At 71.2% G+C, this 20,346-nt stretch carries 20 protein-coding genes and 2 pseudogenes; 17 read left to right on the top strand and 5 right to left on the bottom strand.

The genetic code is table 11. From position 1 onward, the window contains the following. The first annotated feature begins 20 nt into the window (after window positions 1–20). The 6 genes from ACSHXC_RS01690 to ACSHXC_RS01665 all read left to right on the top strand — a co-directional run bounded on the left by ACSHXC_RS01690 (window position 21) and on the right by ACSHXC_RS01665 (window position 6,554). Window positions 21–719, top strand: a complete 699-nt coding sequence (locus tag ACSHXC_RS01690; protein ID WP_438289793.1) for a response regulator — start codon at window positions 21–23, stop codon at window positions 717–719. Continuing rightward, complete coding sequence (locus ACSHXC_RS01685) at window positions 716–2,230, top strand: ATP-binding protein (RefSeq protein ID WP_438289792.1); 1,515 nt, start codon at window positions 716–718, stop codon at window positions 2,228–2,230. Before ACSHXC_RS01690 ends, ACSHXC_RS01685 begins: the two co-directional genes overlap by 4 nt. After that, a complete protein-coding gene (locus ACSHXC_RS01680; RefSeq protein ID WP_438289791.1) occupies window positions 2,231–2,779 on the top strand; it encodes a hypothetical protein in 549 nt (182 codons plus the stop codon). A 424-nt stretch (window positions 2,780–3,203) separates the two neighbouring features. Beyond that, window positions 3,204–4,055, top strand: a complete 852-nt coding sequence (locus ACSHXC_RS01675; RefSeq protein ID WP_438289790.1) for an aldo/keto reductase — start codon at window positions 3,204–3,206, stop codon at window positions 4,053–4,055. Between the two features lie 298 nt (window positions 4,056–4,353). Then, entirely contained in the window at window positions 4,354–5,748 is a 1,395-nt protein-coding gene (locus tag ACSHXC_RS01670) for an amidohydrolase family protein (protein WP_438289789.1), read from the top strand. A 47-nt stretch (window positions 5,749–5,795) separates the two neighbouring features. Next, window positions 5,796–6,554, top strand: coding sequence for a maleylpyruvate isomerase family mycothiol-dependent enzyme (locus tag ACSHXC_RS01665; RefSeq protein WP_438289788.1), 759 nt, complete (start codon window positions 5,796–5,798; stop codon window positions 6,552–6,554). Between the two features lie 17 nt (window positions 6,555–6,571). Here the strand turns inward: ACSHXC_RS01665 and ACSHXC_RS01660 are convergent, their stop codons facing one another. Then, window positions 6,572–7,474 (bottom strand): LysR family transcriptional regulator, encoded by a 903-nt coding sequence (locus ACSHXC_RS01660; protein ID WP_438289787.1) that lies wholly within the window; start codon window positions 7,472–7,474, stop codon window positions 6,572–6,574. 264 nt (window positions 7,475–7,738) lie between these two features. Here ACSHXC_RS01660 and ACSHXC_RS01655 point away from each other — a divergent pair, with 264 nt between their 5' ends. Then, on the top strand, window positions 7,739–8,632 hold the full coding sequence (locus tag ACSHXC_RS01655) for a ketopantoate reductase family protein (protein ID WP_438289786.1): 894 nt from the start codon (window positions 7,739–7,741) through the stop codon (window positions 8,630–8,632). A 105-nt stretch (window positions 8,633–8,737) separates the two neighbouring features. On the opposite strand, the gene ACSHXC_RS01650 is transcribed toward ACSHXC_RS01655, so the two are convergent. Both ACSHXC_RS01650 and ACSHXC_RS01645 read right to left on the bottom strand, forming a co-directional pair. Next, window positions 8,738–9,487, bottom strand: a complete 750-nt coding sequence (locus tag ACSHXC_RS01650; RefSeq protein WP_438289785.1) for an SDR family oxidoreductase — start codon at window positions 9,485–9,487, stop codon at window positions 8,738–8,740. A 226-nt stretch (window positions 9,488–9,713) separates the two neighbouring features. Then, a complete protein-coding gene (locus tag ACSHXC_RS01645) occupies window positions 9,714–10,595 on the bottom strand; it encodes an NmrA family NAD(P)-binding protein (protein ID WP_438289784.1) in 882 nt (293 codons plus the stop codon). 96 nt (window positions 10,596–10,691) lie between these two features. Here ACSHXC_RS01645 and ACSHXC_RS01640 point away from each other — a divergent pair, with 96 nt between their 5' ends. The 3 genes from ACSHXC_RS01640 to ACSHXC_RS01630 all read left to right on the top strand — a co-directional run bounded on the left by ACSHXC_RS01640 (window position 10,692) and on the right by ACSHXC_RS01630 (window position 13,167). After that, window positions 10,692–11,432: a helix-turn-helix transcriptional regulator gene (locus ACSHXC_RS01640; RefSeq protein ID WP_438289783.1), complete on the top strand. Its 741-nt coding sequence runs from the start codon at window positions 10,692–10,694 to the stop codon at window positions 11,430–11,432. Between the two features lie 110 nt (window positions 11,433–11,542). Beyond that, on the top strand, window positions 11,543–12,400 hold the full coding sequence (locus tag ACSHXC_RS01635) for an ANTAR domain-containing protein (protein ID WP_438289782.1): 858 nt from the start codon (window positions 11,543–11,545) through the stop codon (window positions 12,398–12,400). A gap of 362 nt (window positions 12,401–12,762) precedes the next feature. After that, entirely contained in the window at window positions 12,763–13,167 is a 405-nt protein-coding gene (locus tag ACSHXC_RS01630) for a hypothetical protein (protein ID WP_438289781.1), read from the top strand. Window positions 13,168–13,220: 53 nt separating this feature from the next. On the opposite strand, the gene ACSHXC_RS01625 is transcribed toward ACSHXC_RS01630, so the two are convergent. Further along, window positions 13,221–14,579, bottom strand: a complete 1,359-nt coding sequence (locus tag ACSHXC_RS01625) for a cryptochrome/photolyase family protein (RefSeq protein WP_438289780.1) — start codon at window positions 14,577–14,579, stop codon at window positions 13,221–13,223. A 363-nt stretch (window positions 14,580–14,942) separates the two neighbouring features. On the opposite strand from ACSHXC_RS01625, the pseudogene ACSHXC_RS01620 reads away from it, so the two are divergent. The 7 genes and pseudogenes from ACSHXC_RS01620 to ACSHXC_RS01590 form a co-directional block, all read left to right on the top strand. After that, window positions 14,943–15,566 (top strand): annotated as a pseudogene (locus ACSHXC_RS01620) (transketolase C-terminal domain-containing protein); the annotation flags it as partial. Between the two features lie 133 nt (window positions 15,567–15,699). Then, window positions 15,700–16,110: an ATP-binding protein gene (locus tag ACSHXC_RS01615; RefSeq protein WP_438289779.1), complete on the top strand. Its 411-nt coding sequence runs from the start codon at window positions 15,700–15,702 to the stop codon at window positions 16,108–16,110. Between the two features lie 126 nt (window positions 16,111–16,236). Next, window positions 16,237–17,145 carry a SigB/SigF/SigG family RNA polymerase sigma factor gene (locus ACSHXC_RS01610; RefSeq protein ID WP_438289778.1) on the top strand — a complete coding sequence of 303 codons (909 nt, stop codon included), beginning with the start codon at window positions 16,237–16,239 and terminating at the stop codon, window positions 17,143–17,145. Between the two features lie 65 nt (window positions 17,146–17,210). Continuing rightward, window positions 17,211–17,630: an SsgA family sporulation/cell division regulator gene (locus ACSHXC_RS01605; protein WP_438289777.1), complete on the top strand. Its 420-nt coding sequence runs from the start codon at window positions 17,211–17,213 to the stop codon at window positions 17,628–17,630. Between the two features lie 60 nt (window positions 17,631–17,690). Beyond that, window positions 17,691–17,831, top strand: coding sequence for a hypothetical protein (locus tag ACSHXC_RS01600; protein WP_438289776.1), 141 nt, complete (start codon window positions 17,691–17,693; stop codon window positions 17,829–17,831). Between the two features lie 409 nt (window positions 17,832–18,240). Further along, window positions 18,241–18,792, top strand: a complete 552-nt coding sequence (locus tag ACSHXC_RS01595) for a DUF4142 domain-containing protein (protein ID WP_438289775.1) — start codon at window positions 18,241–18,243, stop codon at window positions 18,790–18,792. Between the two features lie 181 nt (window positions 18,793–18,973). Continuing rightward, window positions 18,974–19,303, top strand: a pseudogene (locus ACSHXC_RS01590) (MFS transporter); the annotation flags it as partial. Between the two features lie 11 nt (window positions 19,304–19,314). On the opposite strand, the gene ACSHXC_RS01585 reads toward ACSHXC_RS01590, so the two are convergent. Next, on the bottom strand, window positions 19,315–20,325 hold the full coding sequence (locus ACSHXC_RS01585; RefSeq protein WP_438297092.1) for a hypothetical protein: 1,011 nt from the start codon (window positions 20,323–20,325) through the stop codon (window positions 19,315–19,317). Window positions 20,326–20,346: the final 21 nt, after the last annotated feature.

Below are 20,346 nucleotides of genomic sequence, written 5' to 3'. Positions count from 1 at the left end.
CCGTGGAAAGGACCCGGTTCATGACGCGCGTGCTGTTGATCGAGGACGATCCGGCCGTACGCCGCGGTGTCGTCCTGGGGCTGCGCCGCTACGGGCACGAGACGGAGGCGGTCGGCACCGGCGAGGACGGCATGGAGGCCCTGGCCGCCTTCAAACCGGACCTCGTGCTCCTCGACCTGATGCTGCCGGGCATGAACGGCCTGGAGGTGTGCCGCCGCATCCGCGAAATCAGCCAGCTCCCCATCGTGATCCTGTCCGCGCGTGGCGACGACATGGATGTCGTGGTCGGGCTCGAAGCGGGCGCCGACGACTATGTGGTGAAGCCCGCGAGCGGTGCGCTCATCGAGGCGCGGATGCGGGCGGTCCTGCGCCGCATCGCCCCCTCGCAGGCCGCCGCGGATGTACAGGCCGGGCCGACGGTGGTGGGGGACCTGGAGATCGACCGCAGCGCGCTGCGCGTCCGAAAACGCGACGAGGTCCTCCAACTGGCCCCGTCCGAGCTGAAGTTGCTGCTCTTCCTCAGTGCCGCGCCGGAGCAGACCTTCAGCCGCCGCCAACTCCTCGAAGACGTCTGGGAACACAGCTACTACGGCGACGCCCGCCTGGTCGACGCCTGTGTGATGCGGCTGCGGTCCAAGATCGAGGACGATCCGCGCCACCCGGTGTACGTCCAGACGGTGCGGGGTTTCGGCTACCGATTCGGCCCGGTGCCCGCGTGAAACTCGCCCTGGCGCGGGGCCTGCGCACGCGCCTGGTCGTCGCGTTCCTGCTGGTCTCCGCGCTGAGCGCACTGATCACCGCGGCCCTCACCTTCCGCCAGGCCCGCAGCGGAATCCTCCAGCGCACCCAGAGCGCGGCCGTGCACGACCTCCGGCTCCAGGTCGACTCGCTCGCCCCGAACCTGCCGACCGAGCCCACGGACAGCGACCTGCGCGGCCTCACGCAACAGCTGGACCGGGTAAGCGGCTCACGCGGCTGGAACACCGCCGTCTCCCGGAACGACGGGCCGCCCATCGGCACCGCGAGCCCCATCAGCACCTCCTTGCGCACCGCGGCCCGGCAGGGCAACACCACCGTGTCCCAGCGCACCGGGGGCCCGCGCCTGCTCATCGCCATGCCCGTCAATTACGACAGCCGGGGCGCGGGGGCCGGGAAGCCCTCGGGCCTCGTCGTCTACGCCGCGCTCCCCCTCCGCGCCGAGCAGGCCGACATCTCCGCGCTGATCACCGCGGCCTGGGCCGGCGCCGTCCCGGCCCTCGCCCTCGCCGCCGTCCCGGCCCTGTTCGCGGCCCGCCGCGTGCTGCGCCCCGTACGCCAACTGCGTACGGCCGCGGAGAAGATCACCTCGGGCGCGCTCGACACACGGCTCGACGTCACGGGCAAGGACGAACTCGCCGAACTCACCGGCACCTTCAACACCATGGCCACGGCGCTGGAGCGGGACGACGCGGAACTGCGCCGCATGGAGGCCAACGCCCGCCGGTTCGCCGCCGACGTCTCCCACGAACTGCGCACCCCGCTCGCCGCGATGGCCGCCGTCACCGACGCCCTCGACGAGGACGCCCACTCCGGCCAACTGCCCCCCGACACCGCCGACGCGGTGCTCCTCATCAGCGACGAGACCCGCAAACTCGCCCGCATGGTCGAGGACTTGATGGAGATCTCCCGCTTCGACGCGGGCGCTGCCGCCCTCCACCTCGACGACGCCGGGCTGCGCACCCTCGTACACAAGACGCTCGATCTGCGCGGCTGGCGCGAGCCGGAGGAGGTGGTCACCGACCTGCCGGAACACGACGTGCGGGTACGGGTCGATGCCCGCCGCATGGACGTCGTGCTGGCCAACCTGATCGCCAACGCGCTGCGGCACGGCGCACCGCCCGTCACCGTCACGGCGCGCCTCACGGACGAGACCCTGGTGATCGAGATCGCAGACCGGGGCCCCGGCATTCCTGAGGACGTCCTCCCGTACGTCTTCGACCGCTTCTACAAGGCCGACGCGGCCAGGGCCCGCTCCGAAGGCAGCGGCCTCGGCCTCGCCATCGCAACGGAGAACGTGCGCCTGCACCGCGGCACCCTGACCGCCGCCAACCGCCCTGGCGCAGGAGCGGTGTTCACGGTGACCCTGCCGATCGAGACCGGGCCGATCGAGACCGGGCCGATCGAGACCGGGCCGATCGAGACCGGGGCGAAGGGGACCGGCGCGGTCAGGCCCCTGGGTGAGGAGCCGTAAATGAGACACCACCTCGTCTGTCTGCCGGCCGTGCTGACGGTTGCCCTCACGGGCTGCGGCATCGCAACCACCGGCCCGGCACCGGCCGGACCACCCGCGTCGGGGCTGCGCGAACCGGGCAGCGTGGCCGCCTACGCGCAGCTGTACTTCGTCAGCCCCTTCGGCGTCCAGGCCGTAGCCCGCCGTGTCAATTCCCCGGCCGGCCCGCAGCAAGCCCTCGATCTGCTGCTCGCCGGCCCGGACGCGGCTGAACGGGCCCGCGGCCTGATCACCGAGGTGCCCCCGATGCCCGGCCCTCCGACCGCGACGGCCGAGCCCGGGGCGGTGGACCTCTACCTTCCGGTCCCGGTGGCGAAGATGAACGGCGGTGGCCTGGGCGTCACCCAGCTCGTCTGCACCGCCGCCAATGCCGAAGTGCCCGGCGGCAAACAACCACCCGCCGTGGACGTACGGGTCCACGAGGCGGGCACGCCGGGCGTCTGGACCGTACGGTGCAACGCGGCGGGCAACGTCATTCCGGTGCCGAACCCGTCTCAGGGGGGTTCCTGACTGCGGTCGGCCCGGGCGCGTCGGCCCGGCTCTCAGGGGTACCCAATGAGGGGGCTCCCGTCACTCGAAGAACCCGCCCCGCAACGTTTCGTACCCCTGCTGATGGCCGCCTGCGTGCTGCTGGTGCTCGGCGAGTACGCGGTCTCCCGGATCCGGCGTGGGGCCCCCGAATGCCCGGCTCATTGGTGGTAGTCCTGCCCGTCCGGTGACGCCGTGTGAGCCACGCGCAGAGCGGGACGCGCCCCCCACGGCGTGCCGCGGCAGTCGAGCACCAGGTTGCGTCCAGGGTGGACGTCGCCGGGAGCAGCCCACGGAGCGGAGCGAGCGGATGCGGTAATCAAGCTGCGTGGTCCGCAGGCCCGTCCGCCCCTGAACGCCTACGACCGCCCGACGACCCCGTACACCGAGCGACAAGGAAGAAGCCATGCAGAGCGTCACCCTCAACAACGGCGTCGAGATGCCGATCCTCGGCTTCGGTGTCTACCAGATCCCGCCGGAGCAGACCGAGCAGGCCGTCACCGACGCCCTTGCCGTCGGCTACCGGCTGCTCGACACCGCGGCCGCCTACGGCAACGAGGAAGCCGTCGGCCGCGCCATCAAGAGCAGCGGCATCCCGCGCGAGGAGCTGTTCGTCACCACCAAGCTGTGGGTCCAGGACGCCCCCGCCCAGGACAACGCCCGCCGCGCCTTCGATACGTCCTTGACCAAGCTGGGCCTGGACCACGTCGACCTGTATCTGATGCACCAGCCGTTCGGTGACGTCTACGGACAGTGGCGGGCCATGGAGGCCGTCAACCGCGAGGGCCTGGCCAAGGCGATCGGCGTCGCCAACTTCTACCCCGACCGCCTCCTGGACCTGATTCTCCACAACGAGGTCACTCCGGCGGTCAACCAGATCGAGACCCACCCGTTCTTCCAGCGCACCGCCGACCACGACCTCATGCGCGAGCACGGAGTCCAGCACCAGTCCTGGGGCGGCTTCGCCGAAGGCAGGAACAATCTGTTCACCCACCCCGTCCTCAGCGAGATCGGTACGGCGCACGACAAGTCCGCCGCCCAGGTCGTGCTCCGCTGGCTGATCCAGCGCGGCATCGTCACGATCCCGAAGTCGGTCAACCCCGGCCGGATGGCGCAGAACTTCGACGTCTTCGACTTCGAACTCAGCGACGACCAGATGGCCGGGATCGCCGCACTCGACACCGGCGCGACGGTGTTCTTCGACCACCGCGACCCGGAGATGGTCGCCCGGCTCGGCAAGCATCGCCTGGACAGCTGACCCGGCAAGGGCGCACCCGTCGACCTGGCCGAGGCCGGTGGCACCGCGCTGCGGCCGATCTCCGACCGTCGCGGGTCGGGGCGCAACTGCCTCCGGCTCCGAGCTGTGGCGGGACGCTCGCACAGCCGGCTCGCGGGTCCCGATGGCCAGGGATGTGGCTGGGCCCCGAGCGAGCCTGGGTGTGCCGCACCCAGGCGAACCGCGGCCTGGGTGCCGGCCTGGGGCGGCACGAAGCTGGGGGAGCCAGGCGAGCCCCCACACGGGCTCACCACCCCCGCGTCATGAACAGGACCTCCCCATGCCTCCCGCCGACACCACCAGTGCCGCCGTCCTCGACCAGCTCCAGCGGCAGTCCCACGACCCGGGCCGACGCATCCTCTTCACCGGCGCGGCCATCGTCACCATGGATCCCGGACTCGGTGTCCTGCACCATGCCGATCTGCTCGTCGAGGGCGACACGATCGCGGCCGTCGGACCGGACCTGAGCCGGGACGGCGCGGTGGTCGTCGAAGCGGGCGGCAGCATATTGACACCCGGCTTCGTGGACACCCACCGCCATGCCTGGCAGTCCCAGCTACGGCGGATCATGCCGGACGTCGACGACCTCGGCGCCTATGTGCTGTCCACGCTGGCCGGGTACGCCACCGTCTACCGGCCCCATGACATGTACGTCGGGACCCGGCTCGCGGCGCTGACCGCGATCGACAGCGGGATCACCTGCATGCTCGACTTCTCCCACAACTCCCGCACCCCCGAACACTCCGACGCCGCCGTGCAGGCCCTGATCGACACCGGCATCCGGGGCGTCCACGCCTCCATGGCCCCGCACTTCGGCGACTGGGACAAGCAGTGGCCCGGCGACCTGGCCCGGCTCAAGTCCACGTACTTCAGCAGTGACGACCTACTGCTGACGTTGCGGCTGGCCGCGCTCGCCACCGCCGAAGTCGCCGGGCCCACTCTGGCCTACGGTCCTGAACTCGCCCGCACCGCCCATGAGTTGGGGCTCAGTGTGAGCGTGGACGCCGTGTTCGGTGCCGCCTCCTCGCAAGCCGTTCTCGGCTGGGCCGAGGACGGCCTCCTCGGCGCCGGCCTCACCCTCATCCACGCGACCGGCCTCACCCCCGAGGCGTGGCAGGCGATAGGGGAGACCGGCACGACCATCGCGCTCGCGCCGACCTCGGACGCGCAGATCGGCCTGGAGACCGCGATCCCCGCGATCGACGAGGCCCTGTCGGCCGGCGTCCGTCCGGGGCTGAGCATCGATGTCGAAGTGGCGCTGGCCGGCGACATGTTCACGCAGATGAGAGCCCTGCACACCATCCAGCGGATGCGTGCGGTCAACGCCGTCTTCGGCACGGAGCGGGAGCCGGTCCGCATCACCACCCACAATGTCCTCGACTTCGCCACGCTCCAGGGCGCCCGCACCAACGGCCTGCACCGGACGACCGGCTCCCTCACCCCGGGCAAGAAGGCCGACCTCCTGGTCATTCACGCCGAGGACCTCAACAACATGCCGCTCAACGATCCGGTCGGCACGGTCGTCCTGGGCTCCGACGCCCGCAACATCAGTGCCGTACTCATCAACGGAAAGCCCCGCAAGTGGAACGGCCGGGTCCTCGACGTCGACCTGCCCACCCTGCGCACCGAAGTCCACGCCTCGCGCGAGTATGTACTCAACGCCTCTGTACGCTGAGCGCCGTCACTTCCCGCTTGCGGAGGCTGGCCGTAGAGTACGAACCCGTGTCCGACAACATCGCCATCGCCCCGCCCCACGTAGCCCAAGTGCTGGACGGCGTCCGTGGTTCCGCGGCGCGGCTCGGTGTCACGCTTGCCTCGATGACCGATCAACAGGCCCGTCAGCCCTCGGCGTTGGCCGGCTGGAGTCGCGGCCATGTCGTCACCCACCTCGCCCGCAGCGCCGACGCCTACCACTGGTTGCTGACTTTCGCCCGTACCGGCGCCGAGCCCGGGCCGCGCGCCGATGCCACCGCCCTGGACCGTGCGGTGCGCGAAGGCGCGGTGCGCGGCGGTGCCGAGCTCGTCGCCGATCTGCGGATCAGCTTGGACCGGCTCTTCGACGCGGCGGCGTCCATGCCCGCCGAGCGCTGGACCACCCTGGTCGCCGCGCTCGCCGGCTGGCGGCACCCGGCGTGGTTCACCCTGCACCGCTGCCGGCGCGAACTCGAAACTCATCACGCCGATCTGGATCTGGGCTACACCTCGGTCAACTGGCCTGCGGAATACGTCACTTGGGCGCTGGAAGGGACCGTTGCCGCACTGGCCGCCCAGCGCTTCCCGGTATCCCGGATCGACGCCGAGGACCTCGGGCGGTCCTGGACGCTGTCCGCGACCGGCCCCCGTGTGAGGGGCAGCGGCCACGCCTTGCTCGCCTGGCTCGCGGGACGCGGCGGAGCCTCGCGGCTCCGCTCGGACCTCCCGCTGCCGGCCCCGCCGAGGTGGCCGCTCCCACCAGTACCCGGCTGGGGCCGAACAACGTAGCCGCCCTCAACCGGCGGCTATGGAAGGACGGTCTGCGCGCCGCAACGGTGCGCGACCAGCTCGGCGAACGCGTGGGCCAGCGGGGAGAGGTAGTCCCAGCGGCGCACGGCCCAGCCCGCCGTGAGTGCCGGGAGCGCGGGGATCGGGATCAGCCGCAGGTCGGGGTGGCCGGGTCCGCTCCAGGCGGGCAGGGCCGGGACGACGGCGTGGCCCAGGCCCAGCTCGGCCAGCAGGATCGCGGTGTCCCAGTCCGTGACGCTGGTGTCGAACACCGGCCGGACCCCGGATTCCGCGAGCCAGGCGCTGAGTTGGAGGCGCGACGTCGAGTTCTGCGGGAGTCCGATGAGCCGGGCGTCCTGGAGGTCGGCCGGTTCCAGGGAAGTCTTGGCTGCCAGTGGATCGGTGGCCGAGACGGCCAGCGACCAGGGAATCTCGACGACCGGATGTTGCTCGATGGTGCGCGCCGCGGGCCGCAGGGTGATCCACGCGAGGTCGACGCCGCCCGCGGCGAGCGCGTCGAAGCAGCCGCGACTGGAAGTCTCGGTCTGGAATTCGAGGCTGGCCCGGGGAAAACGCCGCCGGAAATCGACAACGGCCGCCGACATGAAGTGCCGTACGGTCGTGGCACCCGTGGTGACCCGGACCGAGCCGCCTTCCGCGTGCGCCACCTCCTCTATTCGGCGCAGCGCGTGGTCGATGCACCCCAGGCCCTCGGTGACCGCCGCGTTCAGCATGCGCCCGGCCGGGGTCGGTACCACCCCGCGCGTATGCCGTTCGAGCAGGCTCAGGCCCAGCTCCCGCTCAAGCCGCTTCACATGCTGGCTGACCGCGGACTGCGTACAGGACAAATCACGGGCGGCCGCGCTCAAGGAGCCGGCCCGGCAGACCGCGGTGAAGACACGAAGATCGTCAAGAGTCACGGCACCCAAGCTATCGCTTGGGTATTTGCCAGCAAACCCGTGGATTGACTTGGGTTTCCGGGATGCATGATCCTCGATGCAGGGCCCAGGGCGGCAACCCGCCCGCCGCTTCACCCGATCCGGACGCGGTGAACGGCGGGCGGGTGTCGACCCGCCACAGAGCCTGTGTCCGAATCCCGTACGGATCGGATACGGCCCCTCACACCGACGGGCAGAGCACTGCGGTCCGTCCGCACAGGTCTTTCAAGTACGACAGGAGTGCACGTGACCACAACCAACCTGACGGTGGCCGTTCTCGGACCGGGCGGCGTCGGAGGCCTGATCGGCGGGCTGCTCGCCCGTGCCGGACACCGCGTCATCTGCCTCGCGGGCGAGGAGACCGCCGCCACGCTGAACCGGGACGGCCTGCGCGTCGAGAGCACCCAGTACGGGAACTTCACCGCGGCGGTGAAGGCCGACACCGAGTTGAGGGAGCCGGTGGACGCCGTCGTCGTGACGGTCAAGCAGACCACGCTGGACCAGGCGCTCGACCGCGTACCGGCCGCCGCCCTCGGCGATGCGCTCGTGATCCCGTTGCTCAACGGCCTCGACCATGTCGCCGTGCTGCGCGAGCGCTACCCCTCGGCCACGGTGGTCGCAGGCACGATCAAGGTCGAGGCCACCCGCACCGCACCAGGGCGCATCAGCCACACCAGCCCCTTCGCCCACCTCGAACTGGCCGCGCCACTCGATGAGTTCGCGGATCGGCTGCGGCACGCCGGCCTCGGTGTGACCTTGCGTACCGACGAGACCGCGATGCTCTGGGACAAGCTCGCCTTCCTCGCCCCGTTCGCCCTGCTGACCACCCGGCACCGGACCGATGTCGGAACCGTCCGCACCGACCGGCGCCCCGAACTGCTCGCAGTGCTCGACGAAATCACCGCCGTGGCGCAGGCCGCGGGCACACCGGTGACGACCGACACCGTGCTCTCGTTCTTCGACCGGGCGCCGCACGCGATGAAGTCCTCGATGCAGCGCGACGCCGAGGCGGGCCGCCCGCTCGAACTCGACGCCATCGGCGGGGCGGTCCTCCGCGCCGGGGCCGCCCACGGGATCGAGACCCCGGCCACGGCCCGGCTGGTCGCAGAGGTGGCCCGACAGTCGAACCGGGAGGCCTGATACGGCCGGTCGCCCCTCCGGGCGAGCTTTCGCCCGCCCTGCGTTTCGGATGCTTTCCGCTTGCGTCTCGGGAGGGGCCAGGTGCAGCGGGGACGGGGGCGGCGGTCACTCCGGGACGGTGAACGCTTCGGTGATGCCGCCGTCGAGTGGTACGGCGGTGCCGGTGATGAAGCCGGAATCGTCGCCGGCGAGAAAGGCGATCGTTCCGGCGGCTTCCTCCAGCGTTCCGAAGCGTCCCATGGGCCAGTGCACCAGGCGCTTCTCCAGAGCGCCCGGATTGCGATCGAAGACCGCTCGCTGGTCCGGTGTTTCGATGGGCCCGAACAGCACCGCGTTGACACGCACTCCGCTGCGCGCGAGATGGACGCCGAGATCTCTGGTCAGCTGAACGACACCGGCTTTCGCGGCCGCGTACGCCATCGGGGCCGTGGCCGAGCCGACGGCGGCCAGGAACGACGCGGAGTTGATGACGGACCCGCCGGCCGGTTCGGTGTTCAGGAGGTGCGGGATCCCGTGCTTGCAGGACAGGAAGATGCTGGTCAGGTTCGCATCGTGGACTGTGCGCCACGTCTGCAGGCTGATGTCCAGCGCCGAGTGGTCGCCGCGGTCCATCAGCCCCATGTTGTTGTAGATGACGTCGAGGCGGCCGTACCGGTCCACGACATCGTCGTACATGGCCCGGACCTGGGACTCGTCGGTCAGGTCGGCCCGCACCGTGTGGTCGCCGGCAGAGTGCTCGTCCTTGTCCACGCCGACGACCAAGGCGCTCTCGCGGGCGAACCGGTCGGCGACCGCCCGGCCGATCGTGCTGGCGGCACCATTGACGACACAGACCTTGTCGACGAGCACAGGCACAGCCACTCCTCACGCTCCGCGGCCCCGGGATGCCACCCATCGCAGGGTAGACCGGCATGAAGTGTAGGCGCCCGCGTGCTTGTTGTGCGGTGTGTGCGGGTCGGGAACAGTGGCTGGCGAGTTCGCCGGTGCGTTTGCCGTCGTCGTCATCTACTGAGGAGAGGCGGGCGAGGCTCTCGGCGCGATGTGCGGCGTCTCTCCAGTTCCCGGTCGCTTTTCCGGTCGCTCACGACGCGTCAGCCAACTGCGGCCGGAGGTGGTCGTAGGCCCATGCCGCGAGGGTGGTCGGGGTGGTTGTCCGGATGGTGCGGCTCTGTTCGGGGGTGAAGTTCTCGCGCAGGCCGGTCGACATTCCGAGCATGGCTTCGACCGTCGCGTCGGACATTCCGGCGCGGTGGAGCCGAGTGCGCATGGCGTCGTCCGTGATCTGCTCGACGCCGATCTTACGGCCGGTGGCGGCGGTGAGGATTTCGGCTACCTGATGCCACGTCAGGTCGGCGGGACCGTGGACCGCCTGGACGCGGCGTCCGGACCAGGCAGGGGACAGGAGGCGGGCGGCGGCCACTTCGGCGATGTCGCGGGGGGCCACCCAGGCCATGGGCTGGTCCAGAGGAAGGATCACCTGGACAACTCCGGCTCGCAGAGCGGCGAGTTGGGGTTCGAGGTTGGTGAAGAAGTAGCCGCAGCGCAGATGGGTGACGTCGATGCCCAGGGCGTCCAGAGCCGTCTCGGTGTGTGCCAGGCCGTCGATCTCCCCGGCACCGTGACGTTTCTCGGCCCCGATGCTGCTCTGGAAGACGACCCGGCCGATCCCGTTCCCGGTGACGGCGCGGACCACGCTGCCAGTGGCGCGGGCGCAGTCGGCGAGGGGGTCCTCGCTGCCGTTGGTCGGGTTCACCCAGTACAGGGCGTCGATGCCGTCGGTGGCGGCCACCACCGACTCGGCGTCGTACTGGTCGGCCCGTACCGCATCCACAGGGTCCCGGACCTCGGGGGCCAGCCGGTCGGGGTGGCGCAACAGGACGCGCGGGCGGATCCCGGCGCGGATCAGCGCGGTGACGAGGTGGTGGCCCACGTTGCCGGTCGGCGTCGTGACAGCGATCTGCATGGCTTCCTCTCCTTCGGTGACTCCGTTCAGGCTCAGGCTAGGAACAGAGGCGGCCCGAAGCTGTCCTCCTTTCCGGGAAGGGGGAAGGCTGACCCCGTGGACCCCGACCCGACGCTCAGGACCCTGACCATGCTGACCCTGCTGCAGTCCGGAGGCGAGTGGACGGCCGCCGGCCTGGCCGAGCGGCTCGGCACGAGCGTCCGTACCGTACGGCGCGACGCCCAGCGGCTCCGTCGGCTCGGGTACACCGTCGAGGCCCGCCCGGGGCCGGGCAGCGCCTATCGATTGAGCCCCGGAGTCAAGGTGGCGCCGCTGCTGTTCAGCGCCGACGAGATCACCGCGCTGGTGGCCGGGCTGCACCTGATCCGCGCCTGGCTCCCCGACGAGGAGGTCGCGTCGAGTGCGCTGCTCAAGCTCGACCAGATCCTGCCCCGCCCGCTGCGACGGCGCGCCGCGGCCACCGACCTCGCCACCGAGGTGCTGCAGCAGCCCGGCGCCATGGTGGCGGCGGCAACCGTCGGAGTGATCGCCGACGCGGTGACGGCGGACGGTCGGCTCCGGTTCCGATACGTCGACCAGCACGGCAGGCCGTCGACCCGGCTGGTCGAGCCGTACCGCCACTGCCTGCGCGCCGGGCAGTGGTACCTCGTGGCCTTCGATGTCGACCGGGACGACTGGCGCCTCTTCCGCCTCGACCGGATCAGCGACATCTCCCCGGTGCCGGGCACCTATCGACCCCACACGTTCCCCGACGAGTCCATCGAACACTGGTTGACCACCGACTTCGGCCGGGCCGCTCCGCGCTTGTTACCTGCTGCTCCTCAGACGGCCGGGTGATGTGAACGCGCTTATTCTGTCGGCCTGTTGTGTGGGGAGCATGTTGATGCGGCTCGCCTTCACGGCCCGGAGGCCGAGTCGTGGGACGGCGAGTGCGGGAGCAGGCGCGAATGACCGATGTGCTCGGCGGAACCGGGACGGCGGAGGAGGCGGAGCGGCTCCGCTGGGAGATCCGGGATCTGCGCGCGCAGGTACGGTCGCGGCCGCTGATCGCCCAGGCCCAGGGTCTGCTGACGGAGCGCTACCGGCTGCGCGGGGCCGAGGCGGCGTTCGCGTTGATGCAGCAGGCTTCGCAGCGCTTCAACATCAAACTCCGGACCGTGGCCGAGGCCGTGATCACAGTGCCCCGGCCGGACACGGATCAGAGGCTGTGGTTCCCGGGCCGCACCCGGCGCAGCGCCTCGCCGCTGGACACGCTCGGGATGGACGGCGCCGACCGTGCCCATCACAACGAGGTCCTGAGCACGGTCCTGACGCAGGCGCTGGCCATCACCAGTACGTCCATGGGCAATGTCCAGCTCGCCTACCGCGCCGGGCGGGTCCTGCGGATGGAGAAGCACACCGGCCTGAGCGCCGAGTTCGTCGACTTCTTCGCCGTCGTCGGCGACCGGGGAACGTCCTGCGCACAGGCCGCCGCGGACGTCGCGCAGACCACGGTGCGCGATGTCGCCACCGATCCCGTCTTCACCCCGCAAGCGCGGGAGGCGATCCTCAAGGCGGGCAGCCGTGCCTGTCACAGCATTCCCCTCGCCACCTCCGACGGGACCTGTGTGGGCATGGTCTCCGCCCACCTGGACCGCCCCATCCAGGACCTGCATCCGGCTCAGCTCGCAGCCCTGGAACAGACCGGCCGGCAGGCCGGCGCGTGGCTGTCCTGGCACGAGCGCACCATCGTGCTGGACGCCCTTGAGCACTTGCACGCCACCGCCCGCGACCCCGCAGCCGCGCCCTCTGCGCGCCGCCGCTGAGCGCGCTCGTGGGGTGGACATGGAGCGGCTCCGCACATCCGGGAGAGGTGTGGACGCGCGGGACCGCGAGCCCGGGCCAGGCCGGGGCACCTGGCCCTGAGGGGGCCTGGGATCCGAGTGGCCTCGAACCACCGCCCCCTGCATGTGTGCCGCGCGGGACGTCGAATTCGGACAGATGTGATGCCTTGTGACGCCTTGATGCCCGCCGCCTCCGATCAGGCGCGGGCGCTTCACCCGCCTCCTCGTGCCGGGGGATTGGCCACCGGGATCCGGCCAGCGGCACTCGTCCCTGTTTGCCCGCGTGCGGCAGGCTTCCTATTGCAAGGTTCAGCACGCTTTTCATCCAGTAAGCGAGGAATCGTATGCAGTTCATCGTCCGTACGGGTATTGCCGCCGCGTTAGCGGTCGGCGCTCTGGCCGCGGTCGTCGCGCCCGCCTCCGCCGCCGTCGTCGCCGACGGTGCGCACGCGGTGAGCGGCGCCCACGCGGTGGCGGCCAACCCGAAGACGATCAAGCCCGCCGCGTACAACCAGGCGCGGAGCATCCTGGCCAATGCCGGGAGCCAGACGGCGGCCAAGTCGCATCCCGTTCACGGAAAGGACGACGTGCCCGTCAGCTACGGCACGAGCCTGCTCGCGGCCGCGCGCGACGAGTTCCGGCACACGGACCGGAACCTGCCGGCCAAGCAGAAGAAGTCCGACATGTCGATCCCGCACTACAACGCCATCCACAGCGCGGCGAAGACGATGGGTATCGATCGCTGGTGAGGCCGTAGGCGTCTTGAGCAAAGGGCCGCCGCTCACGGTCGGCGGACCAGGCCTCAGATGCCGCGCGACTGCTCGAAGCGGGCGCGACCCTCAGCGAGGTCCACGACCGGGTCGGGGTAGTCGAGCCCGCCCCGGTCCGCCGCCTTGAGCTTCCAGGGTTCATGGAGGAACTTCCGCTCCAGGCCCGCGAGTTCGGGCACCCATCGGCTCACGTAGCTGCCGTACGGATCGAATCGCTTGCCCTGGACCACCGGGTTGAGGACCCGGTTGGGCCGGGTGTCCGTGCCGGTCCCGGCCACCCATTGCCAGTTGAGCTGGTTGTTGGCGACGTCGCCGTCGACCAGCAGGTCCAGGAAGTGGCGGGCGCCGATCCGCCAGTCCGCGTACAGGGTCTTGGTGAGAAAGCTCGCCACCAGCATTCGGCCCCGGTTGTGCATCCACCCTTCGTGGGCGAGCTGCCGCATCGCGGCATCGACCAGCGGATAGCCGGTGCGCCCCTCGCGCCAGGCGGCGATCTCCCGTTCGTCGTCGCGCCACCGGTCGCCGCGCGGCCGGTAGTCCTCGCACGCCGATTCCGGACGGGCCGCGAGCACCTGGTGGTGGAAGTCCCGCCAGGCCAGCTGCCGGACGAACGCCTGCGCGCCCGGGGAGCCCTGGTGCCGGGCCAGATGGACGAGTTCGGCGGCGGACAGCGCGCCGAAGTGGAGGAACGGCGAGAGCCGGGACGTGGCGTCGCCCGCCAGATCGTCGTGCCCGTCCTCGTACCCGGCGATGCCACCGGCGAGCCACCGCCGAAGCCGTCGCCTGCCCGCCATCTCCCCGCCCTCCATGACGCCGGGCGACACCCCGCCCACGTCGGCGCGCCGGGGCAGGGAGCCGGGCGCCACCTCGGGCACGGCGATCTTCCGTGGCACGGCCACCACATCCCGTACACCCGCTTCGGCCCAGCGCCGGAAGTACGGCGTGAACACCGCGTAGTGGTCGCTGCCCGTCGGGGTGACGGCCCCGGGCGCCAGCGCGGTCACCACCGTGTCGTGCACCGACAGGGTGCGGCCGATCCGCTCAAGCGCCGCGCGCAGCCGCCCTTCGCGCCGCGCGGCGTACCGGCTGACGCCGCCCGCGAGGTGCACCCGGTCGGCCCCCACCGACGTCGCGAGGGCGCAGACCTGCTCCACCACATCGCCGGTACGCACCACCAGATGCCCGCCGCGCGCCCGCAGACCGGCGTCCAGGTCGGCCAGACAGTCCGCCAGGAACGCCCGCCGGTTCGGGGCGTCGAACCCCGCCGCCCGCACCCCGTCGTCGTCCACGAACAGCGGGACGACCTGATCGGCCCCGCGCACGGCGCCGGACAGCACGGGATTGTCGTGCAACCGCAGATCGGACGTGAACAGGGCTACGGAGACGGTCATTCGGTCGACTCCTCGGGTCGTACGTCATTCATCCGGCCGGGCGGAAACCCGGCCGGTCCGATCCTCCTGGACGGCGGCCGCCGCGGCGGTGATGCGGTGCGGGCGTGGCGAAAGACCGGGCCGATCGCCGATACGCCGATCCGGTCGGCAGCCGTATGTGACTGTTGTGGGTTCGGACCCGGGGATACCCGATGCGACGAGCGGTCTCCGGCCCGCGTGGCCGCCGGGGGGGCGCCCGGGTGGCGGGATCCGCCGCCCCTGATCCCGGCCCGGCGGCACCCGGCCGGGGGACAGCTGGACCTGCCGCGCTTCGAGGCAGGTGACCCGGTGGCCGCCCGCGACGCCTACGGGCAGGCGCTGGCCGCGATCGGCCAGGACGGCCCGTCGCAGATGGGCCCGGAGGACCTGGCGATGTTCCGGGCCGTGCACGGCAGCACCGTCCGCTACCCGTGCGACGCCAACCAGACGGCCCAACTGGTCGCAGAAATAGCCGAGTTGACCGGGGTTCGCCACCTGAGCACCAGCCGGGGCGGCACTCCCGTGATCTACGGCTCCGACGAGGAGTTCCGGCCGGGCGGCTCCAAGGTGCTCCGCTCCGGAGAGCGGGACCGGGTGACGGTCGTCGCGGCGGGCGTCACGGTCCACGAGGCGCTGCGCGCGGCCGAGCTCCTGGACCTGGAGGGCATCGATGTGCGGATCATCGACCTGTACTCGGTGAAGCCGGTCGACGCGGAGACCCTCCGGGAGGCGGCGCAGGCGACGGGGTGCCTCGTCACGGTCGAGGACCACCGGGTGCAGGGCGGGATCGGCGACGCGGTGGCCGAGGCCTTCACGGACGGCCGCCCGGTGCCGCGGCTGGTCCGCCTCGGCGTCCAGCACATGCCGACCTCGGCGAGCCCCCGGGAGCAGCTGCACCTGGCGGGCATCGATGCCGAGTCGATCGCGGCGGCGGCACGGCTCCTGGTGGAACGCGCGGTCGTGCGCTGAGGCGGGTGGGTCGCGCGGTTCCGGTAGCGGTGGCCGTGCGACTCCCCGACGCGCACACGTTCGACCGCGCCGAATCTGGGCAGAAGCCCCACCACATCCATATCCACGGGCAAATCCTCTGGGGGTCTCGCACATGGCTCGCCCGTCTGCCACCACCGGTCCACCGCCGGGCTCCGCCCTACGGACCACGGTTCCGGCCACGCCGGCCCAGGCCCGCGACGCGGCCCGCGCGTTCCTCTCCACGCTGGCGCCCCGGCCCACGAGGGAGAGGGCCGAGAACGTGGTGCTCGTCGTCTCCGAGCTCGTCACGAACGCGCTCCGGCACGCGGGCGGCGCCACGGCCCTGCACTTCGCCGCCGACCGCAGCACGCTGCACATCAGCGTGCGCGACCCCAGCCCCGTCCCGCCCCGGGAACGCCCGCCGGACCTGCGCGGATACGAGGGCGGATTCGGCTGGCCCCTGGTCCACCACCTGTCCCGCAGCGTGGCCGTCATGCCCTGCGGTGACGGCGGGAAGAGCGTCTGCGTCGCCCTGCCGCGCTAGGCGGCCGGGATTCCGGCTCGCACCGCGTACTTCAGCCACGTACGGAACACACACGCATGATCCGAATCACGAGGGGCACCCGATGGCTTCGACGGATGCAGTCACGTGACTAGGGAGGTTGTCCTCATGGCAGCGGCGCGGGTGACGGGACGCGAGCGGACGGACCGGACGGCGGCCACGACCATGGAGCCCGGGGCGGGGGAGTTGCCCTGGGTGGAGGATGCGGGGAAGGTCGCGCCGAAGGACGCCCGCGAGCTGTCCAAGGTGTTCTTCGAGCGGCTCCAGGTCCTGGAGGAGGGCACCGAGGAGCATCAGTACGCGCGGAACACGCTGATCGAGATGAACCTCTCGCTGGTGCGCTTCGCGGCGGGCCGGTTCCGCAACCGAGGGGCCGGCGAGATGGAGGACGTGATCCAGGTCGGCACCATCGGCCTGATCAAGGCGATCGACCGGTTCGAGCTGTCGCGCGAGGTGGAGTTCACCTCTTTCGCGGTGCCGTACATCGTGGGCGAGATCAAGCGGTTCTTCCGTGACACGACCTGGGCCGTGCATGTGCCGCGCCGCCTCCAGGAGCTGCGAGTGGAGATCGCGAAGGCCAAGGAGCGCCTTGCCCTCGCACTGGACCGCGACCCGACGGTACGGGAGCTGGCGGCGCATCTGGACCGGGACGAGGAGGAGATCGTCGAGGGCCTCGTCGCGGCCAACGGCTACACGGCGGGCTCCCTCGACATGGCCGCCGACACGGAGGAGGCGGGCGGCACGGCGGCAGGCAGGAGCCGTACGTTCGTCGACTTCATCGGCGAGGACGACCCCGGCATGGAGAAGGTGGAGAACCTCCAGGCCCTGGCTCCGCTGATGGGCGCGCTGAGCGAGCGCGAGCGGTGCATCGTGAGCATGCGGTTCGGGCGCGAGCTGACGCAGGCCGAGATCGGCCGTGAGCTCGGGGTCTCGCAGATGCAGGTGTCGCGCCTGCTCTCCCGCATTCTGACCAAGCTGCGCGCCGGGATGGTCGGGGGCCGCGCCGCTCGCGCCTGACCGCCGCCGTCGATTTCCGGAAGGGCCGGTGTCCGCCTGCCCTGGCTGAATGCTGGAGGCGATCCATGAGTTCCGTGTGCGAGACCGTGTTCATGAATCTGGAGGCCGACGGGGCGCAGCGCTTCCCGGTGGTCACGCAGTTGCTGTACGAGTCCGACGACCCCTTCGCGATCCGCGTCCTCTTCGAGTTACAGGAGGACGTGGCCGTCACCTGGACGATCGAGCGGGACCTCCTGGCCCGAGGGCTCGGGCAAGAGGTGGGCGACGGAGACATACGGGTCGCCCCGCAAGTCGTCGCGGGACGGCGTGAGACACACATCGAACTTGCGGGCTGCGGCCTCGACGGGGAATGGGGTCGCGTCGTGTTCTCCACGTGGGAACCGGCACTGCGGGACTTCCTGACCAGGACGTACGAGGCCGTCCTGCCGGGGGAGGAGGAGGTCGACCTGGACGCCTTCCTGGCCGAGGTGCTGACCGCGGGCTGACCCGCGCCCCACCGCCGGCCGGGAAGAGAAGCCGGACATTGCGAAACCGGTGCGGCTCACATGATTGAAGCCAGCCGCTGTACGGAACGGAAATGCGATACGGAACGGAAGGAGGACACCTCTGTGATGAACCAGGATCTCTGGGGCGACCCCACCTACCGCGACATGATCGGCCGCTTCTACGGAGCCCCGCTGCCCTGAACTCCCTTGAAACACCCACCAGTTGATGGCCCGCCGGGATCCCGGCCCGGCGGGCCGCTCCCGGTTTGCGGTCGCCGACACCGTAGGTGAGGACCAGCCTCCCCCGCATGGCCGTTCGCGGCAGGCGGGACGGACGCGTCGTGGACGGGGCCCTTGAAGCGCTGCCCAGCCGCCCCTGAGCCTCCCGGCCAGATTCGGCGACGTGGGAAACCCGCACAGCCCGCCGCGCACATGGGCTGAGCGCGCCCCCTGTGACCAGGCCATGGTGACGGGGAGTGATCCGGACGGGCGGGGGTCGGGGAGCGGCCCTAGGATGTCTCGGGTTGAGCCATATGCCCGGATACATGCTCAGGTGCGATCCGGATGCCGAACTGGCCCTCACCCGGTCCACGGATTACGTGGAGGTCTCATGCGTTTCACCCACACCTGCGCGACGGCGGCGGCCGCCGTGATGCTCACCCTCACGGGAACCGCGACCGCGTTCGGCGCGGCCAGTCCCGCGGCGTCCTCGGACGCGACGTTCCTGCAGACGATCCACCAGGCCAACCTGGCGGAGATCGCCGCGGGCAAGGACGCCCGTACGCATGCGAACAGTGCCTGCGTGAAACAGGTCGCGGACATCATCGTGCGCGACCACACCGCGCTGGACGCCAAGGGAGCGGCGCTGGCCAAGACCAAGGGCATCGCCATGGCGAAGGAGCCCAGCGCCGCCCAGAAGAGGCAGCTGGAGGATCTGAAGCCGAAGGACGGCACCACGGCGTACGACACAGCCTGGCTGAAGAACCAGAGCGACGGTCACCAGCAGGCACTCGCTCTGATCGACAAGGAGCTGACCTCCGGCACGGACAGCCAGATCCAGGCGGCCGCCAAGGCGGCGCGGCCCATCGTGGCCGGGCACCTGAAGATGGTGGAAGGCGGCGTGTGCCACATGCCCACGGAAAGCGCATCGCCCAAGCGGTGACCCCGCCGACGGCAGCTGTGCCCCCTCGCCCTCGTCGGCGAGGGGGCACGAGCCGCAGGCTCCTCCGGCCGACACCACCGACGACGACCCGCAGGTGCCCATGAAACCAACCAGGCGGGGGCCCACACTCCCGGCCCATCGAGGTCGCGGGTTCGGCTCGGGAAGCCCGCAGACCGAACGCATGGTGCGGACGCTGCTGCGCCGCCGCAAGAAGAGCCTGAGCCCGGACGACGTCAAGGTCGCCGACAAACCCGCCGTGCGCCGCGCCGTGTCCGCGGCCGCGCTCGGCAACACCATGGAGTGGTTCGACTTCGGCGTCTACGCCTATGTCGCCGCCACTCTCGGCAAGGTCTTCTTCCCGTCGAGCTCACCGGGCGCCCAGGTCATCTCGACGTTCGCGACGTTCGCGGCGGCCTTCCTCGTCCGGCCGCTCGGCGGGCTCGTGTTCGGGCCACTCGGCGACCGCGTGGGACGCCAGAAGGTCCTCGCCGTCGCCATGATCATGATTGCGATGCCGGGACGTCAGGACTCCACGCGCCTCCCCTCGGCCAGCCGCTCCCAGGCATCCGCGAACATCTCGTGCAGCGGTGCCGTCGGCAGGATCCGGCCGAACGGGGCGTGGATCTCGCTGCCCCACAGCGGGCGCACCGCGTGCGCCGCCAGCTTCACGGCCTCCAACGGCAGGTGGGGCGCCTTGAGTTCGGTCCATTCCCCGGGCAGGAACAGCGTCCGGCCGGCCCGGGCCCGCTTGGCCTCCACCACCACGCCCGCGCCGAGCAGCTCCGTGCGGACCTCCGTGTGCCGTTTGGCCGACCAGCCGTTCCACCGCCGCACGTTCCGGTCGGTGGGCGCGGCCAGCGTCGCCAACTGGAGATACAGCGCCGCCGCGTCGGCTCCGACCCCCAGCTCCCGCGCCACTCGAGCGACCAGGTCGGGGCAGGACTGCCGCGGATCCGCCTCGTACGCACCCACCGGGACCGCTCCCGACCGGGATCGCAGCATCATGCGCTCCAGGCCGCCGCCGGCCAACAGCGGTGCCACCCGGCCGAGTTCCTCGCTCAGATCGGCCATCTCGGTGACCCGCCGCCACACCTCGGGGTCGGCGACCGCCGCGGGCCGGAGGAAGGAGGTACCACCGGGGGCACACACCACCAAGGGCCCGGAGTCGTACGCGGTCACCGGGACGGGACCCCCCTCCTTGCGGGCGTCCGTCGCCACCGGAAGCCGCCCGGGCCCGAACCGTTCGGCGATCCGCGCCGAGGTGTCCTGGACCCGGCCGCCCTGTAGCGCCACCAGCAGGTCAGGACGATCGAGCTCGGCCCGCAGCCGCTCGTACAGGGCGGCCGCGCCGGCCACCGCCGGGTCGCCCACGGGCCGGTCCGTCCACGCCCACACCAGAGCGCTCGCCATCGTCCGGAACGCGAGCCCCACCGGGGTGCCGTAGGGCAGTTCGCGGCCGGCCGGCGGCACGGCCCGGACCTCGACTCCTCTGCCGTACGGGGTCGCCGCCAGCTCCCAGCCGACGGCCTCCACGGTCGTGTCCTCGGCGGCCTC

This window comes from Streptomyces sp. HUAS TT7, from assembly GCF_051550175.1.
Taxonomy (GTDB): Bacteria; Actinomycetota; Actinomycetes; order Streptomycetales; family Streptomycetaceae; genus Streptomyces.
Note: the sequence above shows the minus strand (reverse complement) of the source record. Positions and strands in the feature narration are given on the sequence as shown.

Excerpts from the sequence above, each read along its gene's own strand:
- ACSHXC_RS01690 (WP_438289793.1), top strand. The coding sequence starts at position 21 with ATGACGCGCGTGCTGTTGATCGAGGACGATCCGGCCGTACGCCGCGGT.
- ACSHXC_RS01680 (WP_438289791.1), top strand. The coding sequence starts at position 2,231 with ATGAGACACCACCTCGTCTGTCTGCCGGCCGTGCTGACGGTTGCCCTC.
- ACSHXC_RS01675 (WP_438289790.1), top strand. The coding sequence starts at position 3,204 with ATGCAGAGCGTCACCCTCAACAACGGCGTCGAGATGCCGATCCTCGGC.
- ACSHXC_RS01670 (WP_438289789.1), top strand. The coding sequence starts at position 4,354 with ATGCCTCCCGCCGACACCACCAGTGCCGCCGTCCTCGACCAGCTCCAG.
- ACSHXC_RS01645 (WP_438289784.1), bottom strand. The coding sequence starts at position 10,595 with ATGCAGATCGCTGTCACGACGCCGACCGGCAACGTGGGCCACCACCTC.
- ACSHXC_RS01635 (WP_438289782.1), top strand. The coding sequence starts at position 11,543 with ATGACCGATGTGCTCGGCGGAACCGGGACGGCGGAGGAGGCGGAGCGG.
- ACSHXC_RS01630 (WP_438289781.1), top strand. The coding sequence starts at position 12,763 with ATGCAGTTCATCGTCCGTACGGGTATTGCCGCCGCGTTAGCGGTCGGC.
- ACSHXC_RS01625 (WP_438289780.1), bottom strand. The coding sequence starts at position 14,579 with ATGACCGTCTCCGTAGCCCTGTTCACGTCCGATCTGCGGTTGCACGAC.
- ACSHXC_RS01615 (WP_438289779.1), top strand. The coding sequence starts at position 15,700 with ATGGCTCGCCCGTCTGCCACCACCGGTCCACCGCCGGGCTCCGCCCTA.
- ACSHXC_RS01610 (WP_438289778.1), top strand. The coding sequence starts at position 16,237 with ATGGCAGCGGCGCGGGTGACGGGACGCGAGCGGACGGACCGGACGGCG.
- ACSHXC_RS01605 (WP_438289777.1), top strand. The coding sequence starts at position 17,211 with ATGAGTTCCGTGTGCGAGACCGTGTTCATGAATCTGGAGGCCGACGGG.
- ACSHXC_RS01600 (WP_438289776.1), top strand. The coding sequence starts at position 17,691 with ATGATTGAAGCCAGCCGCTGTACGGAACGGAAATGCGATACGGAACGG.
- ACSHXC_RS01595 (WP_438289775.1), top strand. The coding sequence starts at position 18,241 with ATGCGTTTCACCCACACCTGCGCGACGGCGGCGGCCGCCGTGATGCTC.